This is a genomic window from Streptomyces sp. NPDC060049 (assembly GCF_042736715.1).
Taxonomy (GTDB): Bacteria; Actinomycetota; Actinomycetes; order Streptomycetales; family Streptomycetaceae; genus Streptomyces.
In genome coordinates this window covers 423,909-441,447 of sequence record NZ_JBHWVV010000006.1, presented here as the reverse complement: position 1 = coordinate 441,447, position 17,539 = coordinate 423,909, and the positions used below count along the sequence as shown (strand labels likewise).

The following is a 17,539-nucleotide window of genomic DNA, read 5'->3' as shown; positions in this document are numbered from 1 at the left end:
GGAACGGACGCTTCCTTTGTACTCACCCTCGCGGGTTTTCCTCCGGGCGCTTCCTTCGTTCTTGTGTTTCCGACTCTATCAGACTCTTTCGTGTCTGATTCCCGGTCGAAGCGGGTTTCGCTTTCCAGTTCTTCGCTTTCGCGTTTCCCTTTCCGGCGATTCCAACTCTACCAGATCACTTCCGCGCCTGTTTCTCGAAAGTCACAGTGGCTTGGATTTGAATTGGATGGCCATTGGAGAGCCATTCCCTTTCGGGCGAGCCAGACTTTATCAGGTTTCCCCGGTCTGGATTCCACCCTCCCGCATCGACCTGTTCGGGCACACGTGTGTGCCCGGGCGTCGCGCGAGGTGGAGACGTAAACGTACTGGAGCGGGGCCCCCGGATGCAAATCCGGTTGCCCCGCTCCAGTGAGGTCGCTACGGCGAGGGTCAGACCTCGACGACGACCGGGAGGATCATCGGGCGGCGGCGGTAGCCGTCCGAGACCCACTTGCCCATCGTGCGGCGGATGAGCTGCTGGATCTGGTGCGGCTCGGCCACGCCGTCGGCCGCGGCGCGGGCGATGGCTTCCTCGATCTTCGGCATGACGGAGGCGAACGCCGAGTCCTCGATGCCGGAACCGCGGGCCTGGATGTTCGGGCCGCTGACGACCTTGCCCGTGGTGCTGTCCACCACGACGTAGACCGAGATGATGCCCTCGTCGCCGAGGATCTTGCGGTCCTTGAGGTGTGCTTCGGTGACATCGCCGACCGAGAGGCCGTCCACGTACACGTAGCCGGCCTGGACCTTGCCGGAGATCCGCGCCTTGCCGTCGATGAGGTCGACGACCACGCCGTCCTCCGCGATGACGATGCGGTCCTTCGGGACGCCCGTCAGGGCGCCGAGCTCCGCGTTGGCGCGCAGGTGGCGCCATTCGCCGTGGACCGGCATCAGGTTCCGCGGCTTGCAGATGTTGTAGAAGTACAGCAGCTCGCCGGCGGAGGCGTGGCCCGAGACGTGCACCTTGGCATTGCCCTTGTGCACGACGTTGGCGCCCCAGCGGGTCAGGCCGTTGATCACGCGGTAGACCGCGTTCTCGTTGCCCGGGATCAGGGACGACGCCAGGATCACGGTGTCGCCGGGGACGATCCTGATCTGGTGGTCGCGGTTGGCCATGCGGGACAGGGCCGCCATCGGCTCGCCCTGGGAACCCGTGCAGACCAGGACGACCTCGTGGGCCGGCAGGTCATCGAGGGTCTTGACGTCCACGACGAGACCGGCCGGGACCTTCAGGTAGCCGAGGTCGCGCGCGATGCCCATGTTGCGGACCATCGAGCGGCCGACGAAGGCGACCCTGCGGCCGTACTCGTGGGCGGCGTCGAGGATCTGCTGGATGCGGTGCACGTGGCTGGCGAAGCTGGCCACGATGATCCGGTTGTTGGCGTTCGCGAAAACCGTGCGCAGGACGTTGGAGATCTCGCGCTCGGGCGGGACGAAGCCCGGGACCTCGGCGTTCGTGGAGTCCGAGAGGAGGAGGTCGATGCCCTCTTCGCTCAGACGCGCGAAGGCGTGCAGGTCGGTGAGGCGCTTGTCCAGCGGCAGCTGGTCCATCTTGAAGTCGCCGGTGCACACGACCATGCCGGCGCCGGTGCGGATGGCCACGGCCAGGGCGTCCGGGATGGAGTGGTTGACCGCGATGAACTCGCAGTCGAAGGGGCCGAGGTTCTCGCGCTCGCCTTCCTTCACCTCGAGGGTGTAGGGGCGGATGCGGTGCTCCTGGAGCTTCGCCTCGATGAGGGCCAGCGTCAGCTTGGAGCCGATCAGCGGGATGTCCGGCTTCTCCCGGAGGAGGTAGGGGACGGCGCCGATGTGGTCTTCGTGGCCGTGCGTGAGGACGATGCCCTCGATGTCGTCCAGGCGATCCCGGATGGACGAGAAGTCCGGCAGGATCAGGTCGATGCCCGGCTGCTCCTCTTCGGGGAAGAGGACGCCGCAGTCGACGATCAGCAGGCGGCCGTCGAACTCGAAGACGGTCATGTTGCGGCCGATCTCACCGAGACCGCCCAGAGGGGTGACCCGAAGGCCGCCCTTGGGGAGCTTCGGCGGCGGACCGAGTTCAGGATGCGGATGGCTCAAAAGGTTCTCCTTCACCACACGCGCCACGCAGCCTTCGAGGCACGTGGCGCGCGTGTCATTCGTGCACTTGCTTTGTCTTGTGTGGTTCCGCTTGTTCAGTTGTGAAGTCTGGTGTCAGAGCTGTACCCCGCCGGCAGCAAGATCGATCTTGAGCTGTGCCGCCTCTTCGGTGGTCAGCTCGACCAGCGGGAGCCGCAGCGGGCCCGCGGGCAGGCCCTGCAGGTTCAGCGCGCCCTTGGTGGTGATCACACCCTGGGTGCGGAACATACCGGTGAAGACGGGGAGCAGCTTCTGGTGGATCTCGGTGGCCTTCTGGACGTCGCCGCCCAGGTGGGCCTCGAGCATCTCGCGGAGCTCGGGGGTGACCACGTGGCCGACCACGGAGACGAAGCCGACCGCGCCGACCGACAGGAGCGGCAGGTTCAGCATGTCGTCGCCCGAGTACCAGGCCAGGCCGCTCTGGGCGATGGCCCAGCTGGCACGGCCGAGGTCACCCTTGGCGTCCTTGTTGGCAACGATACGGGGGTGCTCGGCCAGCCGGACGAGGGTTTCCGTGTTGATCGGGACACCGCTGCGGCCGGGGATGTCGTAGAGCATGACCGGCAGCCCGGTGGCGTCCGCGATCGCCGTGAAGTGCCGGAAGAGGCCCTCTTGCGGCGGCTTGCTGTAGTACGGGGTGACCGCGAGCAGGCCGTGGGCACCGGTGAGCTCGGCCTGGCGGGCGAGCTCGAGGGTGTGGCGGGTGTCGTTGGTGCCGATGCCGGCGACCACGTGGGCCCGGTCTCCGACTGCTTCGAGTACGGCTCGTACGAGGTCGTTTTTCTCCGCGTCGGTGGTGGTCGGCGACTCACCGGTGGTGCCGTTGACGATCAGGCCGTCGTTGCCTGCGTCCACCAGGTGGACGGCGAGCTGCTGCGCGCCGTCGAGGTCGAGTGCGCCATCCGCCGTAAACGGCGTGATCATGGCGGTGAGGACCCGCCCGAAGGGGGTCTGCGGAGTCGAGATCGGAGCCATGGGTAACACGCTACTCGCTGCCATGCTCGCGGTGTCCCCTCGGGGGACGTGATGAGTGTGTTGGAGCCCGGCACTGCCTGCTCGGGGGTTCAAGCAGTGCCGGGTCCGTCTGATCAGCCTAGATGAACTTTACGAAACGCCGCAATACGGACACTTTGGACTTGGTCCGTACATGTGTGCGGGGTTCGGCGGGACGGACGGGACCGCTGGCGGCTCGTGCTGGGTGCGCGGGGCCGGCGAAGTGCGCGAGCGAGCGGGCGTCGCAGGTCGCGTACATCGAGGAGAAAAGGCCGACCGGCAGGACCGAACGGGCAACCTCGCGGCCCACGCCCGCCGCCCGCGTCTTCGGCGGCGGAGTGCTTCACCAGCTCCACCGGCACATGACTGCGGAAGCTGGGTTCCGGGCGGATCGGCGGCGCCGCGGCCGGTTCACCTGACGCATCGCCACAAAATTTGGTTAATGTCCCGAAATCCGGCACCGATCGGGGCGTTCGCGCGTCCTACCTAGTAGAACGTCAGTCCACCTTGTCACCACGGCCCCAGGGCCCGACCGTCAGGAGAGTCACTCCCATGTTCCGCCGGCGCGAACCCGTCCCGTTCGCCTTCGTCGCCGAGGCCGACCGTTTTCGCAGCAACGTCACTCCGCCGCCGCCCGAGAGCCTGAGCAAGACACAGATCGCCGCCCGTAGTCTGGTCGGACTGACCGTCGTGGCGGGGCTCGTCGGCTCGCTGCTCTTCGGGATGCCCGCACTGCAGCCGAGCCAGGCACCGGCGAAGTCGCAGCAGCCGGAGGCTTCCGAGGGGCGGTAGCCTCACGGGCACAGCCCAACCGAACGTGCATGTGAGTGAGGTCCTGCCGTGCCCCTGCCCTTCCTGACGGCCGACGGCGCATTCGACGCGCACGACACCGGGGACACCCTCCCCTTCGAGGACCCGGACCGGTGGCGTCGCCCCTACCGCCCGGGGCCCTGGCGGGTCGCCATCGCCGCGGTGATGCTCCTGGTCGGCTCCTTCATGCTGTTCGCCACGGTGATCATCACCGCCGCGGGCACCTGGACCGGCGCCCTGGGCGGTCTCGCCGCCTCGCTCGCCGTCGTGGGAAGCGCCCTGCGCCTGCTGCGCACGGGCGTCTGGGTCAGCCGCAAGGGGCTGCGCCGGGTGGGGTTCCTCGGGACCCGCTCGATCCCGTGGAGCCAGGTCGCCGAGGTGCGCACCGTGCAGCAGCCCGTGCGCTGGCTCGGACTGCCGAGGACCGTACAGGGGCAGGCGCTGACCGTGGCGGCGCGCGGCGGCTCCGGGCTCCCGGTCCTGCTGACCGACCACAACGCGGACTTCCTGTCGCGGACCGAGGCCTTCGACCGGGCCGCCGACTCGGTCGAGGCGTGGGCCGCCGAGTACCGGGGCGCGCCCGCCTGACTGCCGCGCGGGCACGCAGGGCCCGTACGAGGAGCCCGTACGGGAACCGGTCCTGTACGGGCTCTTCTTCATGGGGCGGGGACGTCGTGCAGGGAGATCGCCCGCTGCATGGCCTTGCGGGCCCGCGGGGTGTCGCGGGCGTCGCGGTAGGCGACCGCGAGGCGGAACCAGCTGCGCCAGTCCCCGGGCGCGTCCTCGGTCTCCGCCTTGCGGCGCGCGAAGACCTCGTCAGCGGAGTCCCGCAGGATCCGGCCGTACTTGTCCCGCTCGAGCTCGTCCACGGGCAGACCCCCCTCGGCCTCCAGCTCGGTCGCGAGCTGGTTTGCCTTGGTGACGAACCGGGTGTTCTGCCAGAGGAACCAGACGCCGATGACCGGCAGGATCAGCACGGCCAGCCCGAAGGGGACGGTGATCGGGGTCCCGAGCCGGATGAGCATCAGGCCCCGGCCGCCGGCCAGGACGAAGTAGACGGCCAGGACGGCGGCCGTGATGAAGTAAGTGATCTTCGCGCGCATGGTTCCGCTGCCTGCTCGTCAGCCGAGTTCGAGGAAGTTTTCCAGGCCGAACGTGAGGCCCGGGGTCTGCGTCACGCGGCGCGCGCCGAGCAGGATGCCCGGCATGAAGCTGCTGTGGTGCAGGGAGTCGTGACGGATCGTCAGGGTTTCGCCCTCGCCTCCGAGGAGGACCTCCTGGTGGGCCAGCAGGCCGCGCAGGCGGATCGCGTGCACCGGGACGCCGTCGACGTTCGCGCCGCGCGCGCCGTCGAGGGCGGTGGTGGTGGCGTCGGGCTGTGCGCCGAGGCCCGCCTCCGCTCGGGCGGCCGCGATGAGCTGGGCCGTACGGGTCGCCGTGCCGGAGGGGGCGTCTGCCTTGTGGGGGTGGTGCAGTTCGACGACCTCGACGGACTCGAAGTACCGGGCGGCCTGGGCGGCGAACTTCATCGTGAGGACGGCGCCGATGGAGAAGTTCGGTGCGATGAGCACACCGGTCGCCGGAGAAGCGGCGAGCCAGGTGTCGAGCCGGGCGAGGCGGTCCTCGGTCCAGCCGGTGGTGCCGACCACTCCGTGGATGCCGTGGCGGATGAGGAAGTCCAGGTTCTCCATCACCGAGGCGGGAGTGGTCAGCTCGACGGCGACCTGGGCGCCGGCCTCGGCCAGCGTCTCCAACTTGTCGCCGCGGCCGAGGGCGGCCACCAGCTCCATGTCTTCGGCGGCCTCGACGGCCTTGACCGCCTCGGAGCCGATGCGGCCCTGGGCGCCGAGGACTGCCACGCGCAGCTTGCTCATTTTGCTTGCTTCCTTACGTGCGTACGGGACTAGGCGACCGCTTCGTCGAGGCGGGCGGCCTGCTTCTCCTTGAGCGGTCCGATCACCGCGAGCGACGGCCGCTGGGCCAGCACGTCCTGGGCGACCGAACGCACGTCGTCCGGGGTGACGGCGGCGATCCGGGCCAGCATGTCGTCCACCGACATCTGCTCGCCCCAGCACAGCTCGCTCTTGCCGATGCGGTTCATGATCGCGCCGGTGTCCTCCAGGCCGAGGACCGTGGAGCCCGACAGCTGGCCGACGGCCCGCCGGATCTCCTCGTCGGTGAGCCCGTCGGAGGCGACCTTGTCGAGTTCTTCCCGGCAGATCCGCAGCACGTCGTGGACCTGGCTGGGGCGGCACCCGGCGTAGACGCCGAAGAGGCCGGTGTCGGCGAAGCCCGAGGTGTACGAGTACACGCTGTAGGCCAGGCCGCGCTTCTCGCGGACCTCCTGGAAGAGGCGGGAGGACATTCCTCCGCCGAGCGCGGTGTTCAGCACGCCCAGCGCCCAGCGGCGCTCGTCGGTGCGGGCCAGGCCCGGCATGCCGAGGACCACGTGGGCCTGCTCGGTCTTGCGGTTGACCAGCTCGACGCGGCCGGAGGTACGGATCCGCTTGGTGCCGGTGCGCGGGCCGATCGGCTCGGCGTCGGTGCGGGTCAGGGCGCCGGCCTTCTCGAAGGCAGCGCGGACCTGGCGTACGACCTTGTTGTGGTCGACGTTGCCCGCGGCGGCCACGACCAGGTGCGTCGGGTCGTAGTGCTTCTTGTAGAAGCGGCGGATCCGGTCGGCGGTGAGCGCGTTGATCGTGTCGACGGTGCCGAGGACGGGGCGCCCGAGCGGGGTGTCCCCGTACATGGTCTGGGCGAACAGGTCGTGGACCATGTCGCCCGGGTCGTCCTCGGTCATCGCGATCTCTTCGAGGATGACGCCGCGCTCGGCGTCGACATCGGATTCGAGGATCAGCGAGCCGGTGAGCATGTCGCACACGACGTCGATGGCCAGCGGCAGGTCGGTGTCGAGCACCCGCGCGTAATAGCAGGTGTACTCCTTCGCCGTGAAGGCGTTCATCTCGCCGCCGACCGCGTCGATCGCGGAGGAGATGTCCAGGGCACTGCGCTTCTCGGTGCCCTTGAAGAGGAGGTGCTCCAGGTAGTGCGTGGCGCCGTTCAGCGAAGGCGTCTCGTCCCGGGAGCCGACGTGGGCCCAGATGCCGAAGGTGGCGGAGCGGACGGACGGCAGGGTCTCGGTGACGACGCGCAGTCCGCCGGGGAGGACCGTGTGCCGAACGGTGCCGATGCCGTTCGTGCCCTTGAGCACTGTTTGGGTACGGGCGACGGCCCGCCCCTCCGAAGAGGGGCGGGCCGTCACACGGGAACTACGCGACATCACTTGTCGGAGTCGTCCTTGTCAGCGTCGTCGCCGGCGGCCTCGCCGTCGATCACGGGGACCAGGGAGAGCTTGCCGCGCGAGTCGATCTCGGCGATCTCGACCTGGACCTTGGTGCCGACCGCGAGCACGTCCTCGACGTTCTCCACGCGCTTGCCACCGGCGAGCTTGCGGATCTGCGAGATGTGCAGGAGGCCGTCCTTGCCGGGCATGAGGGAGACGAAGGCACCGAAGGTGGTGGTCTTGACGACCGTACCCAGGTACCGCTCGCCGACCTCCGGCATGGTCGGGTTGGCGATCTGGTTGATCGTGGCGCGGGCGGCCTCGGCGGCCGGGCCGTCGGAGGCACCGATGTAGATGGTGCCGTCGTCCTCGATCGTGATCTCGGCGCCGGTGTCCTCCTGGATCTGGTTGATCATCTTGCCCTTGGGGCCGATGACCTCACCGATCTTGTCCACCGGGATCTTGACGGTGATGATCCGCGGGGCGAACGGGGACATGGCGTCCGGCGTGTCGATCGCTTCCATCATCACGTCGAGGATGTGGAGGCGGGCGTCGCGGGCCTGCTTGAGGGCGGCGGCCAGAACCGAGGCCGGGATGCCGTCGAGCTTGGTGTCCAGCTGGAGCGCGGTGACGAACTCCTTGGTGCCGGCGACCTTGAAGTCCATGTCGCCGAAGGCGTCCTCCGCACCGAGGATGTCGGTGAGGGCGACGTAGTGGGTCTTGCCGTCGATCTCCTGGGAGATCAGGCCCATGGCGATACCGGCGACGGGGGCCTTGAGGGGCACACCGGCGTTCAGCAGCGACATGGTGGAGGCGCAGACCGAGCCCATGGACGTCGAGCCGTTGGAGCCGAGAGCCTCGGACACCTGGCGGATCGCGTAGGGGAACTCCTCGCGCGTCGGGAGGACCGGCACGATCGCGCGCTCGGCGAGCGCGCCGTGGCCGATCTCGCGGCGCTTCGGCGAACCGACGCGGCCGGTCTCGCCGACCGAGTACGGCGGGAAGTTGTAGTTGTGCATGTAGCGCTTGCGGGTCACCGGGGAAAGGGTGTCCAGCTGCTGCTCCATACGGAGCATGTTCAGGGTGGTGACGCCCAGGATCTGGGTCTCGCCACGCTCGAACAGCGCCGAGCCGTGCACGCGCGGGATGGCCTCGACCTCGGCGGCGAGGGTACGGATGTCCGTGATCCCGCGGCCGTCGATGCGGACCTTGTCCTTGATGACGCGCTCGCGGACCAGGGCCTTGGTCAGGCTGCGGTACGCGGCGGAGATCTCCTTCTCGCGGCCTTCGAAGGCCGGGAGGAGCTTCTCGGCGGCGATCTCCTTGACGCGGTCCAGCTCGGCCTCGCGGTCCTGCTTGCCCGCGATGGTCAGCGCCTGGGAGAGGTCGCCCTTGACGGCGGCCGAGAGGGCCTCGTACACGTCGTCCTGGTAGTCCAGGAAGACCGGGAACTCGCCCTCGGGCTTGGCGGCCTTGGCGGCGAGGTCGGCCTGCGCCTTGCACAGGGCCTTGATGAACGGCTTCGCGGCCTCGAGGCCCGCGGCGACGATCTCCTCGGTCGGCGCCTCGGCGCCGCCCTTGACCAGCGCGATGGTCTTCTCGGTGGCCTCGGCCTCGACCATCATGATCGCGACGTCGCCGTCCTCGAGCGCGCGGCCCGCGACGACCATGTCGAAGACGGCGTCCTCGAGCTCGGTGTGCGTCGGGAAGGCGACCCACTGGCCGCGGATCAGCGCGACGCGGACGCCGCCGATCGGGCCGGAGAAGGGCAGGCCGGCCAGCTGGGTGGACGCGGACGCGGCGTTGATCGCGATGACGTCGTACAGGTGGTCGGGGTTGAGCGCCATGATCGTGGCGACGACCTGGATCTCGTTGCGCAGGCCCTTCTTGAAGGAGGGGCGCAGCGGGCGGTCGATCAGGCGGCAGGTGAGGATCGCGTCCTCGGAGGGACGGCCCTCACGGCGGAAGAAGGAGCCGGGGATCTTGCCGGCCGCGTACATCCGCTCCTCGACGTCGACCGTCAGGGGGAAGAAGTCGAGCTGGTCCTTGGGCTTCTTCGACGCGGTGGTGGCGGAAAGCACCATCGTGTCGTCGTCCAGGTAGGCAACGGCGGAGCCGGCGGCCTGGCGGGCCAGACGGCCCGTCTCGAAGCGGATGGTGCGGGTGCCGAAGGAACCGTTGTCAATGACGGCCTCGGCGTAGTGGGTCTCGTTCTCCACTAGCGTTTTCTCCATTTTCGTCGTCTCCGTCCGCCACCCGTGTGGTGGTGGACGGTTGCGGAGAAGCGCTCCTTGCGTGCGGGCCGGTCTTCGATCGAAGCATCCGGGGTTCGAGCCCGTGGCGGGCGTTCCGGGTGCCACTACCGAGGACCGGCGGCGTAGGGAGGGCGCTCCTCCTCTTCAGTTGTGCACGTGGTTCCAGACTACAAAGCGTCCGGTACGTCGCGCACGTACAGCAAAGGGAGCGGCCCCCTCAGTGTGGGAACCGCTCCCTTCACAGCGTCTTTACTTGGCGCCGGCCGCACCGCGGCGGATGCCGAGGCGCTCGACCAGCGTACGGAAGCGCTGGATGTCCTTCTTGGCCAGGTACTGCAGAAGGCGGCGGCGCTGGCCGACCAGGATCAGCAGACCACGACGGGAGTGGTGGTCGTGCTTGTGGGACTTCAGGTGCTCGGTCAGGTCCGAGATGCGGCGGGACAGCATCGCGACCTGGACCTCGGGAGAGCCGGTGTCGCCCTCCTTGGCACCGAACTCGCTGATGATCTGCTTCTTCGTAGCGGCGTCGAGCGGCACGCGTACTCCTCGTTTAGGTCTTCGTAAGCCACCGAGTGCCCCAGGTCGAATTCTCTGGGGATCTTCCGTAACTCGGGAGGCGGGGTCCGCTGAGCGCAGCCCCCAGAGGAATCCGAGGGCGCGTACACAAACGGCCGTCACACAGCGTACCAGGCTGCCGCTCCGCCCCCTCTCAGCTGGTGAGAGCCCGGGCCCGGGCGTACACGCCGAGCACGGCCAGGGTCAGGGGGACCAGGCTGAGCAGGACCGCCGCCTCGGTGAGGTCGAGCAGCCGCCCCCAGAAGGGTGACAGACCCCTGCGGTGAATGACAGCGAAATAACGACGAGGAGGGCGCCGCCGGCGGCGACGGCGGCCGACAGCCAGATCGTACGGATGTCCAGGCCGGTGCGGTCGCTAGGCTCGGCGAGCGCGCGGAGCAGGGCGGCCGGGGGGTCCGCGGCGAGGCCGGCGAGCAGCAGGTGCGGGAGCGCGGCGAGGCCGAGGGCGACGGCGGAGCCGCGGTCGCCGTAGACGCGGGCGCGGACGCGCGCGGCGGCGGTGAGGAGCAGGCCGGCGGACGCTGCGACGGCCCCGGCAGTCCGTGCACGTCGTGCCGGGCGGGGTCGGCGTACCAGAGGACGGATCCGAGGAGGACGAAGAGGACGGATGCGCCGGCCAGGCCCGCGCCGCGCAGCATGTCGTCGTTCCAGCGGTGGCGGCGCTGCGCGACGGCGGAGGCGATGGCGTCGGAGACGTCGTCGAAGACGGCGGGCGGCAGGGACTCGGCGAAGGGGCGCGGCTCGTCGTCGGGCACTACCGGCGGGGCCTGCTCGGGGCGCTGCCGGAGGAGCACCTGCTGGAGTACGCGCCGATGGCGAGCTCCCCGCAGATGAACGGGGAGGCGCTGGGCGTGGTGTTCGCGCGGCGGCCTCCGCCGGACGTCACCGCGCGACAGTTGCGCGACCGCAGCCGGTGGACGCGCCCGGACGTGTTCGTCGTCATCGACGACTTCGACCTGGTGGCCACGAGTCAGGGCAATCCGCCGGCGCAGCTCGTGGAGTTCCTGCCGTTCGCGCGGGACACGGGCGTCCGCTTCGTCACCGCGCGCAGCTCGGCGGGTGCCTCGCGCGCGCTGTACGAGCCGTTCCTGCAGCGACTCGAGGAGCTGGGCGCGCAGGGCCTGGTGCTCGCGGGCGGTCCGTCCGAGGGCGACCTGGTCGGCAGTGTCCGGCCCCGTCCGATGCCGCCGGGCCGGGCGTCCTTCGTCTCGCGCAGGCGCGGGACCTCGCTCGTGCGGACCGGCCGGATGCCGGAGAGGTAGCGCCGGTGGTCGGCCGGCCGCGGGCGCGAGGATGCAGGGGAGGTGCGGGAAGGTTCCGCAAAGCCTCCCGCACGCGGCCGCCCGGCACCGATAATCGGCAGCGACCGCACCACCGAAGGAGAGGCCGCACATGGGCACTCAGCAGGAGAAGGACGAGCTGTACGCGCTCGACATCAGCGGCGTCGAGTGGGAGGGCCCGCCCGGGAGCAGCCCGGACGAGGAGCGCGTCGAGATCGCGCGGCTGCCCGAGGGCGCGGTGGCGATGCGGTCCTCCCTGGACCGGGACACCGTGCTGCGCTACACCGCGGCCGAGTGGGAGGCGTTCGTACTCGGCGCCAGGGACGGGGAGTTCGACCTCGACCGGGGCCCGCGCTGAGGCCCGTACGGGCCTTCGCGCGGTGCGCGTAGCGCGCGGCTCGCGCGGTTCGCGGCTTTCGCGGGCAGCGCGGTTCGCGTACGGGGAAGGGGCGTGCGCGGTGGGCACACCCCTTCCCCGTACCCCGGAGTCGTCCGCCGCGCCCAGTAGGCCTCGGTGAGCAGGCGCGAGAGGCCTTCACGTCGGTGGCGCGGTGGTCGTTCCTGCCGCGCTCGATGAGGTCGGCGACCAGGCGCAGCTGGGCGCGCACGTGGTCGGCCCCGCCCTTGTACTTGCGCTGGAGCCGGGAAAGGCCGCCGGGTAGGTAGGGCACTTGCGGCCGGTCAATCCGTCGTTGCCCGCGGAGGCGATGACGACGACGTCAGCCCCGACGGCCCGCCCGACCGCCCGACCGAGCCGGGAATCCGGGGTGATGGGTGTGTCGGCGTCCTGCGGGATGTCGATGACCCGCGCACCCTTGGCGACCGTGTGGCCGATGGCCTCGCTGCGGGTGGCGGCGACGCCGCCCATGCATGCGTGACCCTGTGCGAGGTGGGCCGGGTGCCGACCGCCGGGCGCGTCGACGGGCGGTCCGGTCCTGGTGATCCGCGACTGCGGGATGCGCCCGCAGCGCGGTCGCGGCGCGGCGGCCCCTGGCAGTCGGTGCTGACCCTGCTCCCGCGCCTGAGCCGACGGCACCCCAACTGCTGCGCAACGCCGCCGGCGGGCGTCCAGCGGGTCTCCCCGGACGAGGCGGAGCAGATCGGCCGACCGATGCGGCTGCCCCCGGGGGGTGGAGTCGCTGCCGACGCTGGGCGACGGGGTGACGCTGTGGTGCACGGAGCCGGACCGGCAGTTCGTGATGACGGAGCCGACGGACACGGAGACGGGCCTGCCGGCGTTCCGCGCGGCGGATCGGCTGAGCTCGGAGCGGGAAAGCTCAGCCTCGCGGGGGACGCGGGCGCGGGCGGGCAGCCGAAGTGGACGCGGCGCGGACGCTCCCCGGCCGGGTGACGGAGGCTACGGGCACGGGAGACGGGTCTGCCCGGCCCCGCGCGGCGGCGGGTCAACCGAGCCCGGAGGAGAGGGAAGTTCAGCCCCACGGGGCAGCCGGGGCGCGGGCGGGCAGCCGACGTGGACGCGTCGCGGCTGCTCCCCGGGCCGGGTGACGGAGCCTCGGGGTCAGGGTGCGGACGCTCCCCGTCCGGTGGGCCGGCGTCGGGTGGCCTACGGCACGGGCCGAAGGGGGCGGATACTGGCTGCTGGGCGCGATTAGGCTGAACGTCGGCGTGGCGTGGTGCCGGACGCCGGACCAGTGTTCGACAGACCAGGAGGATCAGTGAGCGGCGATCGGAACGAGAGGCGCGGCGGGACGTGGGACGTCCCGACGGACGATCAGTCCGACGCGGAGCCCGAGACGACGGGCGAGTTCACCATCGACTACACCGCGCCGGCCTGGTACACGCAGGGCGCGGCCCCGGCCGCCCCGGTCCCGGACCTGCCCGAGGGCAGCGGCTTCGAGCCCCACCGGGCGGCGGCGCCCGCGCCGGCCAACCCGCCGGCACCGCGCACCGGGACGGACGCGTCGTACGCGTCGGCACCGACCGGCGCACAGGACTCCGCCCCGTCGGCGTACCGGTCCGCACCGGACCCGTACGCGACCCCCGCTCCGGCCCCGGCCGCGGCCCCGGAAGCGCCGTCGTCCATCCCGCGCCTGACCGCGTACGCGGGTTCGGCCGGCGCGGACCCCGCAGCGTTCTCGATCCCGGCCGCACGGCCGGCCCCGGCCGACGCAGCTCCGGCGGCGCACACGGCCACGGGCCAGGCGGCACCGACCCCGGCGGCGGGCCCGGCCGCCGCGTCCCCCTCGGCGTTCTCGACCCCTGCCGCACCGCCGGCTCCGACCGACACCGCCGCGTCCCCGGCCACGCCGCCGACCGCCCCCTACACGGCTCGGGCCAGCGCGGACCCCTCGGCGTTCTCGATCCCGGCCACGCCGCCGGCTCCCGCCAACCCGACGCCCCCGGCATCGCCGGCCACGCCGCCGGCCGCCCCTTACACGGCCCCGGCCGGCGCGAACCCGTCGGCGTTCTCCATCCCTGCCACACCGCCGGCTCCCGCCAACCCGACGCCCCCGGCATCCCCGGCCACGCCGCCGACCACCCCTTACACGGCCCCGGCCAGCCCCTCGGCGTTCTCGATCCCTGCCACGCCGCCGGCTCCGACCGACACCGCCACGCCGCCGGCCGCCCCCTACACGGCTCGGGCCAGCGCGGACCCCTCGGGCTTCTCGATCCCGGCCACACCGTCGACCCCGACCGACACCGCCGCGTCCCCGGCCACGCCGCCGGCCGCCCCTTACACGGCCCCGGCCAGCCCCTCGGCGTTCTCGGTCCCGGCCACGCCGCCGGCTCCCGCCAACCCGACGCCCCCGCCGAGCACGGCCACCCCCGACGCGGACCTCGCCCCGGCCCCGGCCGACGCCACGCCCTCCGACTCCCCGAGCCCCGTGACACCAACAGCGCCCTACGCGAGTGCGCAGCCGGAGACCGGATCCCCCGAAAGGTCCGCCTACTCCGCGTACTCCCCCTACAAGGCCCCGGCACCCGCCACGGACACGGCCCCGGCCACACCGCCGGCTCCCGCCAACCCGACGCCCCCGCCGAGCACGGCCACCCCCGACGCGGACCTCGCCCCGGCCCCGGCCGACGCCACGCCCTCCGACTCTCCGAGCCCCGTGACACCAACAGCGCCCTACGCGAGTGCGCAGCCGGGGAGCGTGCCTAGCGAAGGCTCCGCCTACTCCGCGTACTCCCCCTACAAGGCCCCGGCACCCGCCGCCGAGCCGGTTGATGCCGTGCCGGCGCCCTCGGCCCCCCAGCACGGGGACGCGCCTGAGGCCGAGGCCGAGGCCGGTGCCACACCCGCGGAGCCGCCCTCGGCGAGCGTGCCCGTACCCGCGCGGACGCCGACTCCCGCCCAGGGGACGGCCGTTCCGGCAGACCTCGTGGAGCGCCCGCTCGGAGGGTCCGACCCGCTTCAGGCCTCACCGGCCCGTGAGGTCGCAGAGTCCGAGGAGGCTGCTGCCGCCGCCGAACTCCCGCCACTTCCGCCGGAGTTCGCTTCCTCCGCTCAGTCCCAGGCCGGTTGGGAGCTCCCGCCCGCCGCGGCCGCCCCGCCGCAGGCCGGTTACGAGAACCCCCCGCCCGCACCACAGCAGCAGCAGCAGCCTGCCGGTTACGGGTTCCCGCCGACCGCCCCGCAGCAGCAGCCGCCTGCCGGCTACGGGTTCCCCCCGGGCTCTCCGCAGCAGCAGCCCGCCGGCTACGGGTTCCCGCCGCCCGCGCAGCAGTACGCCCAGCCCCAGCCTCCGCAGGCCCAGCAGGACCCGCAGCCCCAGCTGCCCCAGCAGGCCCAGCCGGCGCCGAACGCCCCGTACTCCGACCCCCGCAACGCCGGCCAGTGGCAGCAAAGCCCGCAGCCCGGCCAAGGCTCCCCGGGTCCGCAGGGTCCGCAGCCGGGGCACGACCCCCGCTATCCCGCCCCCCAGCCCGCCGGCGGCGCCCCGCTCGGCTACACCGCCGCCGTCGAGCTCTCCTCCGATCGCCTGCTGCGCGGCAAGCAGAAGGCGAAGAGCGGCAGCAGCAACGCCCCCGCCGGCGGCGGGATCTTCCGCTTCGGCGGCAAGGCGGCCGAAGCGGAACGGCGCCGCAAGCTGGAGCTGATCCGCACGCCGGTCATGTCCTGCTACCGCATCGCCGTCATCAGCCTCAAGGGCGGCGTCGGCAAGACCACGACCACGACCGCCCTGGGTGCCACCCTCGCCACCGAGCGCCAGGACAAGATCCTGGCCATCGACGCGAACCCCGACGCCGGCACCCTCGGCCGTCGCGTGCGCCGCGAGACCGGAGCCACGATCCGGGACCTGGTCCAGGCCATCCCGTACCTGAATTCGTACATGGACATCCGGCGGTTCACCTCCCAGGCCCCCTCCGGGCTGGAGATCATCGCCAACGACGTCGACCCGGCCGTTTCGACGACCTTCAACGACGAGGACTACCGCCGCGTCATCGAGACGGTCGGCCGCCAGTACCCGATCATCCTCACCGACTCGGGTACCGGCCTCCTCTACTCCGCGATGCGCGGGGTCCTGGATCTGGCCGATCAGCTGATCATCATCTCCACGCCGTCCGTCGACGGCGCGAGCAGCGCCAGCACCACCCTCGACTGGCTCTCCGCGCACGGGTACGCCGATCTCGTGTCGCGCTCCCTCACCGTGATCTCCGGGGTCCGCGAGACCGCCAAAATGATCAAGGTCGAAGACATCGTGCGGCATTTCGAGACGCGCTGCCGCGGGGTCGTCGTGGTGCCGTTCGACGACCACCTGGCGGCCGGCGCGGAGGTCGACCTCGACCTCATGAAGCCGAAGACGCGCGAGGCCTACTTCAACCTCTCCGCCCTCGTCGCCGAGGACTTCGTCCGCGCGCAGCAGCAGGCGGCGCAGAACCACTGGGGCCAGCAGCCCCAGCCCCAGCCCCAGCCCCAGCCCCAGCCCCAGCAGCACCCTCAGCCCGGCCAGCCGTACAGCCAGCCGCAGCAGACCCACCAGCAGCCCCAGCCGTACAACCAGCCGCAGCAGCCCTACCCGACACCCGGCCAGCCCTGGCAGCAGCCGCAACAACCACAGCCCCAACAGCCGCAGCCGCCCCAGCAGCCCGGCCCGCCCCCGCGCGACCCGCGCCTGGGCTGACCGCGGCCACGGAACGCGCGAGGGCCCGTACCGGTCCGCATGCAGACCGGTACGGGCCCTCGCCCGTCTCACATGCGCGACGGCCTAGCGCTCGCGCGCCCCGCGCGCCTCCGCGTCGTACGACTCCGTCAGCACCCGCGCCCGCTTCACGTCGTCCGCGATCGCCTCCAGCAGCCCGTCCAGCGACTCGAACTTCGCCATCCCCCGCACGTAGGCGAGGAAGTCGACGGTCACGTGCATGCCGTACAGGTCCAGCCCGACCCGGTCGATCGCGTACGCCTCCACGGTCCGCTCGGTGGCGTCGAACTGCAGGTTCGTCCCCACCGAGATCGCCGCCGGCATCCGCTCGCCGTCCGCCGTCAGCCAGCCCGCGTACACCCCGTCCGCCGGGATCGCGGTGTGCGGCTGGGTCTCGACGTTCGCCGTGGGGTAGCCGAGTTCGCGCCCGCGCTGCGCACCGCGCACCACGACGCCCTCGACCCGGTGCGGCCGGCCCAGGATCTCGGCCGCGCCCTCCATGTCGCCCTGCGCGACGAGCGCCCGCGCGAGCGTCGAGGAGAACGGCACTCCGCCGCCCGCCTCGCCGCGCTCCACGAGGTCGACGACCTCGACCTCGTAGTCGTAGGTGGCGCCCAGCTCGCGCAGGAAGTCGACGTTGCCGGCGGCCTTGTGGCCGAAGCGGAAGTTCGGACCCTCGATGACCGCGCACGCGTGCAGCTTGTCGGCGAGCACCTTCACGATGAATTCCGCCGGTGACAGCTGCGAGAACTCCGCCGTGAAGGGCAGGATCAGCAGCGCGTCGACGCCCAGCCCCGCCATCAGCTCGGCGCGCCGGTCGTACGGGGCCAGGATCGGCGGGTGGCTGCCGGGGCGGACGACCTCGCTCGGGTGCGGGCTGAAGGTGACGACGACCGAGGGGACGCCGAGCTCCCGCGCCTTGGCCACGGCCCGTCCGATGATCAGCTGATGGCCCCGGTGGACGCCGTCGTAGGAGCCGATGGTGACGACGCTGCGTCCCCAGTCCTGGGGGATGTCCTCCAAGCCACGCCAGCGCTGCACTGTGACCGCTCTCCTCGCCCGAACCGTGTAGACCCTGTACCG

Annotated in this window: 13 protein-coding genes and 4 pseudogenes; 6 read left to right on the top strand and 11 right to left on the bottom strand. The window is 71.5% G+C overall.

Annotation, left to right across the window (positions count from 1 at the left end; all coding sequences use genetic code 11):
• Window positions 1–429 precede the first annotated feature (429 nt).
• From ACFWBY_RS14520 to ACFWBY_RS14510, 3 genes and pseudogenes are all read right to left on the bottom strand, one after another.
• Window positions 430–2,115: a ribonuclease J gene (locus ACFWBY_RS14520; protein ID WP_385329151.1), complete on the bottom strand. Its 1,686-nt coding sequence runs from the start codon at window positions 2,113–2,115 to the stop codon at window positions 430–432.
• Between the two features lie 114 nt (window positions 2,116–2,229).
• On the bottom strand, window positions 2,230–3,129 hold the full coding sequence (gene dapA / locus ACFWBY_RS14515) for a 4-hydroxy-tetrahydrodipicolinate synthase (protein WP_385329153.1): 900 nt from the start codon (window positions 3,127–3,129) through the stop codon (window positions 2,230–2,232).
• A 129-nt stretch (window positions 3,130–3,258) separates the two neighbouring features.
• Window positions 3,259–3,466, bottom strand: a pseudogene (locus ACFWBY_RS14510) (FAD-dependent thymidylate synthase); the annotation flags it as partial.
• Window positions 3,467–3,699: 233 nt separating this feature from the next.
• Between ACFWBY_RS14510 and ACFWBY_RS14505 the strand changes: the two are divergent.
• Window positions 3,700–3,939, top strand: a complete 240-nt coding sequence (locus ACFWBY_RS14505; protein WP_385329156.1) for a hypothetical protein — start codon at window positions 3,700–3,702, stop codon at window positions 3,937–3,939.
• A 48-nt stretch (window positions 3,940–3,987) separates the two neighbouring features.
• On the top strand, window positions 3,988–4,545 hold the full coding sequence (locus tag ACFWBY_RS14500; RefSeq protein ID WP_385329158.1) for a PH domain-containing protein: 558 nt from the start codon (window positions 3,988–3,990) through the stop codon (window positions 4,543–4,545).
• Between the two features lie 68 nt (window positions 4,546–4,613).
• Here the strand turns inward: ACFWBY_RS14500 and ACFWBY_RS14495 are convergent, their stop codons facing one another.
• From ACFWBY_RS14495 to ACFWBY_RS14470, 6 genes and pseudogenes are all read right to left on the bottom strand, one after another.
• Window positions 4,614–5,060, bottom strand: coding sequence for a hypothetical protein (locus ACFWBY_RS14495; RefSeq protein ID WP_214947946.1), 447 nt, complete (start codon window positions 5,058–5,060; stop codon window positions 4,614–4,616).
• A gap of 18 nt (window positions 5,061–5,078) precedes the next feature.
• Entirely contained in the window at window positions 5,079–5,831 is a 753-nt protein-coding gene (dapB, locus tag ACFWBY_RS14490; protein ID WP_385329161.1) for a 4-hydroxy-tetrahydrodipicolinate reductase, read from the bottom strand.
• A gap of 29 nt (window positions 5,832–5,860) precedes the next feature.
• Entirely contained in the window at window positions 5,861–7,240 is a 1,380-nt protein-coding gene (locus tag ACFWBY_RS14485; RefSeq protein ID WP_385329163.1) for a M16 family metallopeptidase, read from the bottom strand.
• Complete coding sequence (locus ACFWBY_RS14480) at window positions 7,237–9,459, bottom strand: polyribonucleotide nucleotidyltransferase (protein WP_385329702.1); 2,223 nt, start codon at window positions 9,457–9,459, stop codon at window positions 7,237–7,239. Before ACFWBY_RS14480 ends, ACFWBY_RS14485 begins: the two co-directional genes overlap by 4 nt.
• Window positions 9,460–9,744: 285 nt before the next feature.
• Window positions 9,745–10,032, bottom strand: coding sequence for a 30S ribosomal protein S15 (gene rpsO / locus ACFWBY_RS14475; RefSeq protein WP_385329166.1), 288 nt, complete (start codon window positions 10,030–10,032; stop codon window positions 9,745–9,747).
• 172 nt (window positions 10,033–10,204) lie between these two features.
• A pseudogene (locus ACFWBY_RS14470) lies at window positions 10,205–10,808 on the bottom strand (type VII secretion integral membrane protein EccD); the annotation flags it as partial.
• Here ACFWBY_RS14470 and ACFWBY_RS14465 point away from each other — a divergent pair.
• Window positions 10,806–11,333: pseudogene (locus ACFWBY_RS14465) on the top strand (type VII secretion protein EccC); the annotation flags it as partial. The pseudogenes ACFWBY_RS14470 and ACFWBY_RS14465 overlap by 3 nt on opposite strands.
• Window positions 11,334–11,463: 130 nt before the next feature.
• Window positions 11,464–11,709, top strand: a complete 246-nt coding sequence (locus ACFWBY_RS14460; RefSeq protein WP_030161442.1) for a DUF397 domain-containing protein — start codon at window positions 11,464–11,466, stop codon at window positions 11,707–11,709.
• A gap of 177 nt (window positions 11,710–11,886) precedes the next feature.
• On the opposite strand, the gene ACFWBY_RS14455 is transcribed toward ACFWBY_RS14460, so the two are convergent.
• Window positions 11,887–12,219 (bottom strand): hypothetical protein, encoded by a 333-nt coding sequence (locus tag ACFWBY_RS14455; protein ID WP_385329738.1) that lies wholly within the window; start codon window positions 12,217–12,219, stop codon window positions 11,887–11,889.
• On the opposite strand from ACFWBY_RS14455, the pseudogene ACFWBY_RS14450 reads away from it, so the two are divergent.
• Both ACFWBY_RS14450 and ACFWBY_RS14445 read left to right on the top strand, forming a co-directional pair.
• Window positions 12,193–12,583 (top strand): annotated as a pseudogene (locus ACFWBY_RS14450) (hypothetical protein); the annotation flags it as partial. The gene ACFWBY_RS14455 and the pseudogene ACFWBY_RS14450 sit on opposite strands and share 27 nt — an antisense overlap.
• A 444-nt stretch (window positions 12,584–13,027) precedes the next feature.
• Complete coding sequence (locus tag ACFWBY_RS14445; protein ID WP_385409660.1) at window positions 13,028–16,438, top strand: SCO5717 family growth-regulating ATPase; 3,411 nt, start codon at window positions 13,028–13,030, stop codon at window positions 16,436–16,438.
• An 84-nt stretch (window positions 16,439–16,522) separates the two neighbouring features.
• Here the strand turns inward: ACFWBY_RS14445 and ACFWBY_RS14440 are convergent, their stop codons facing one another.
• Entirely contained in the window at window positions 16,523–17,497 is a 975-nt protein-coding gene (locus ACFWBY_RS14440) for a bifunctional riboflavin kinase/FAD synthetase (RefSeq protein WP_385329174.1), read from the bottom strand.
• Between the last annotated feature and the right edge of the window lie 42 nt (window positions 17,498–17,539).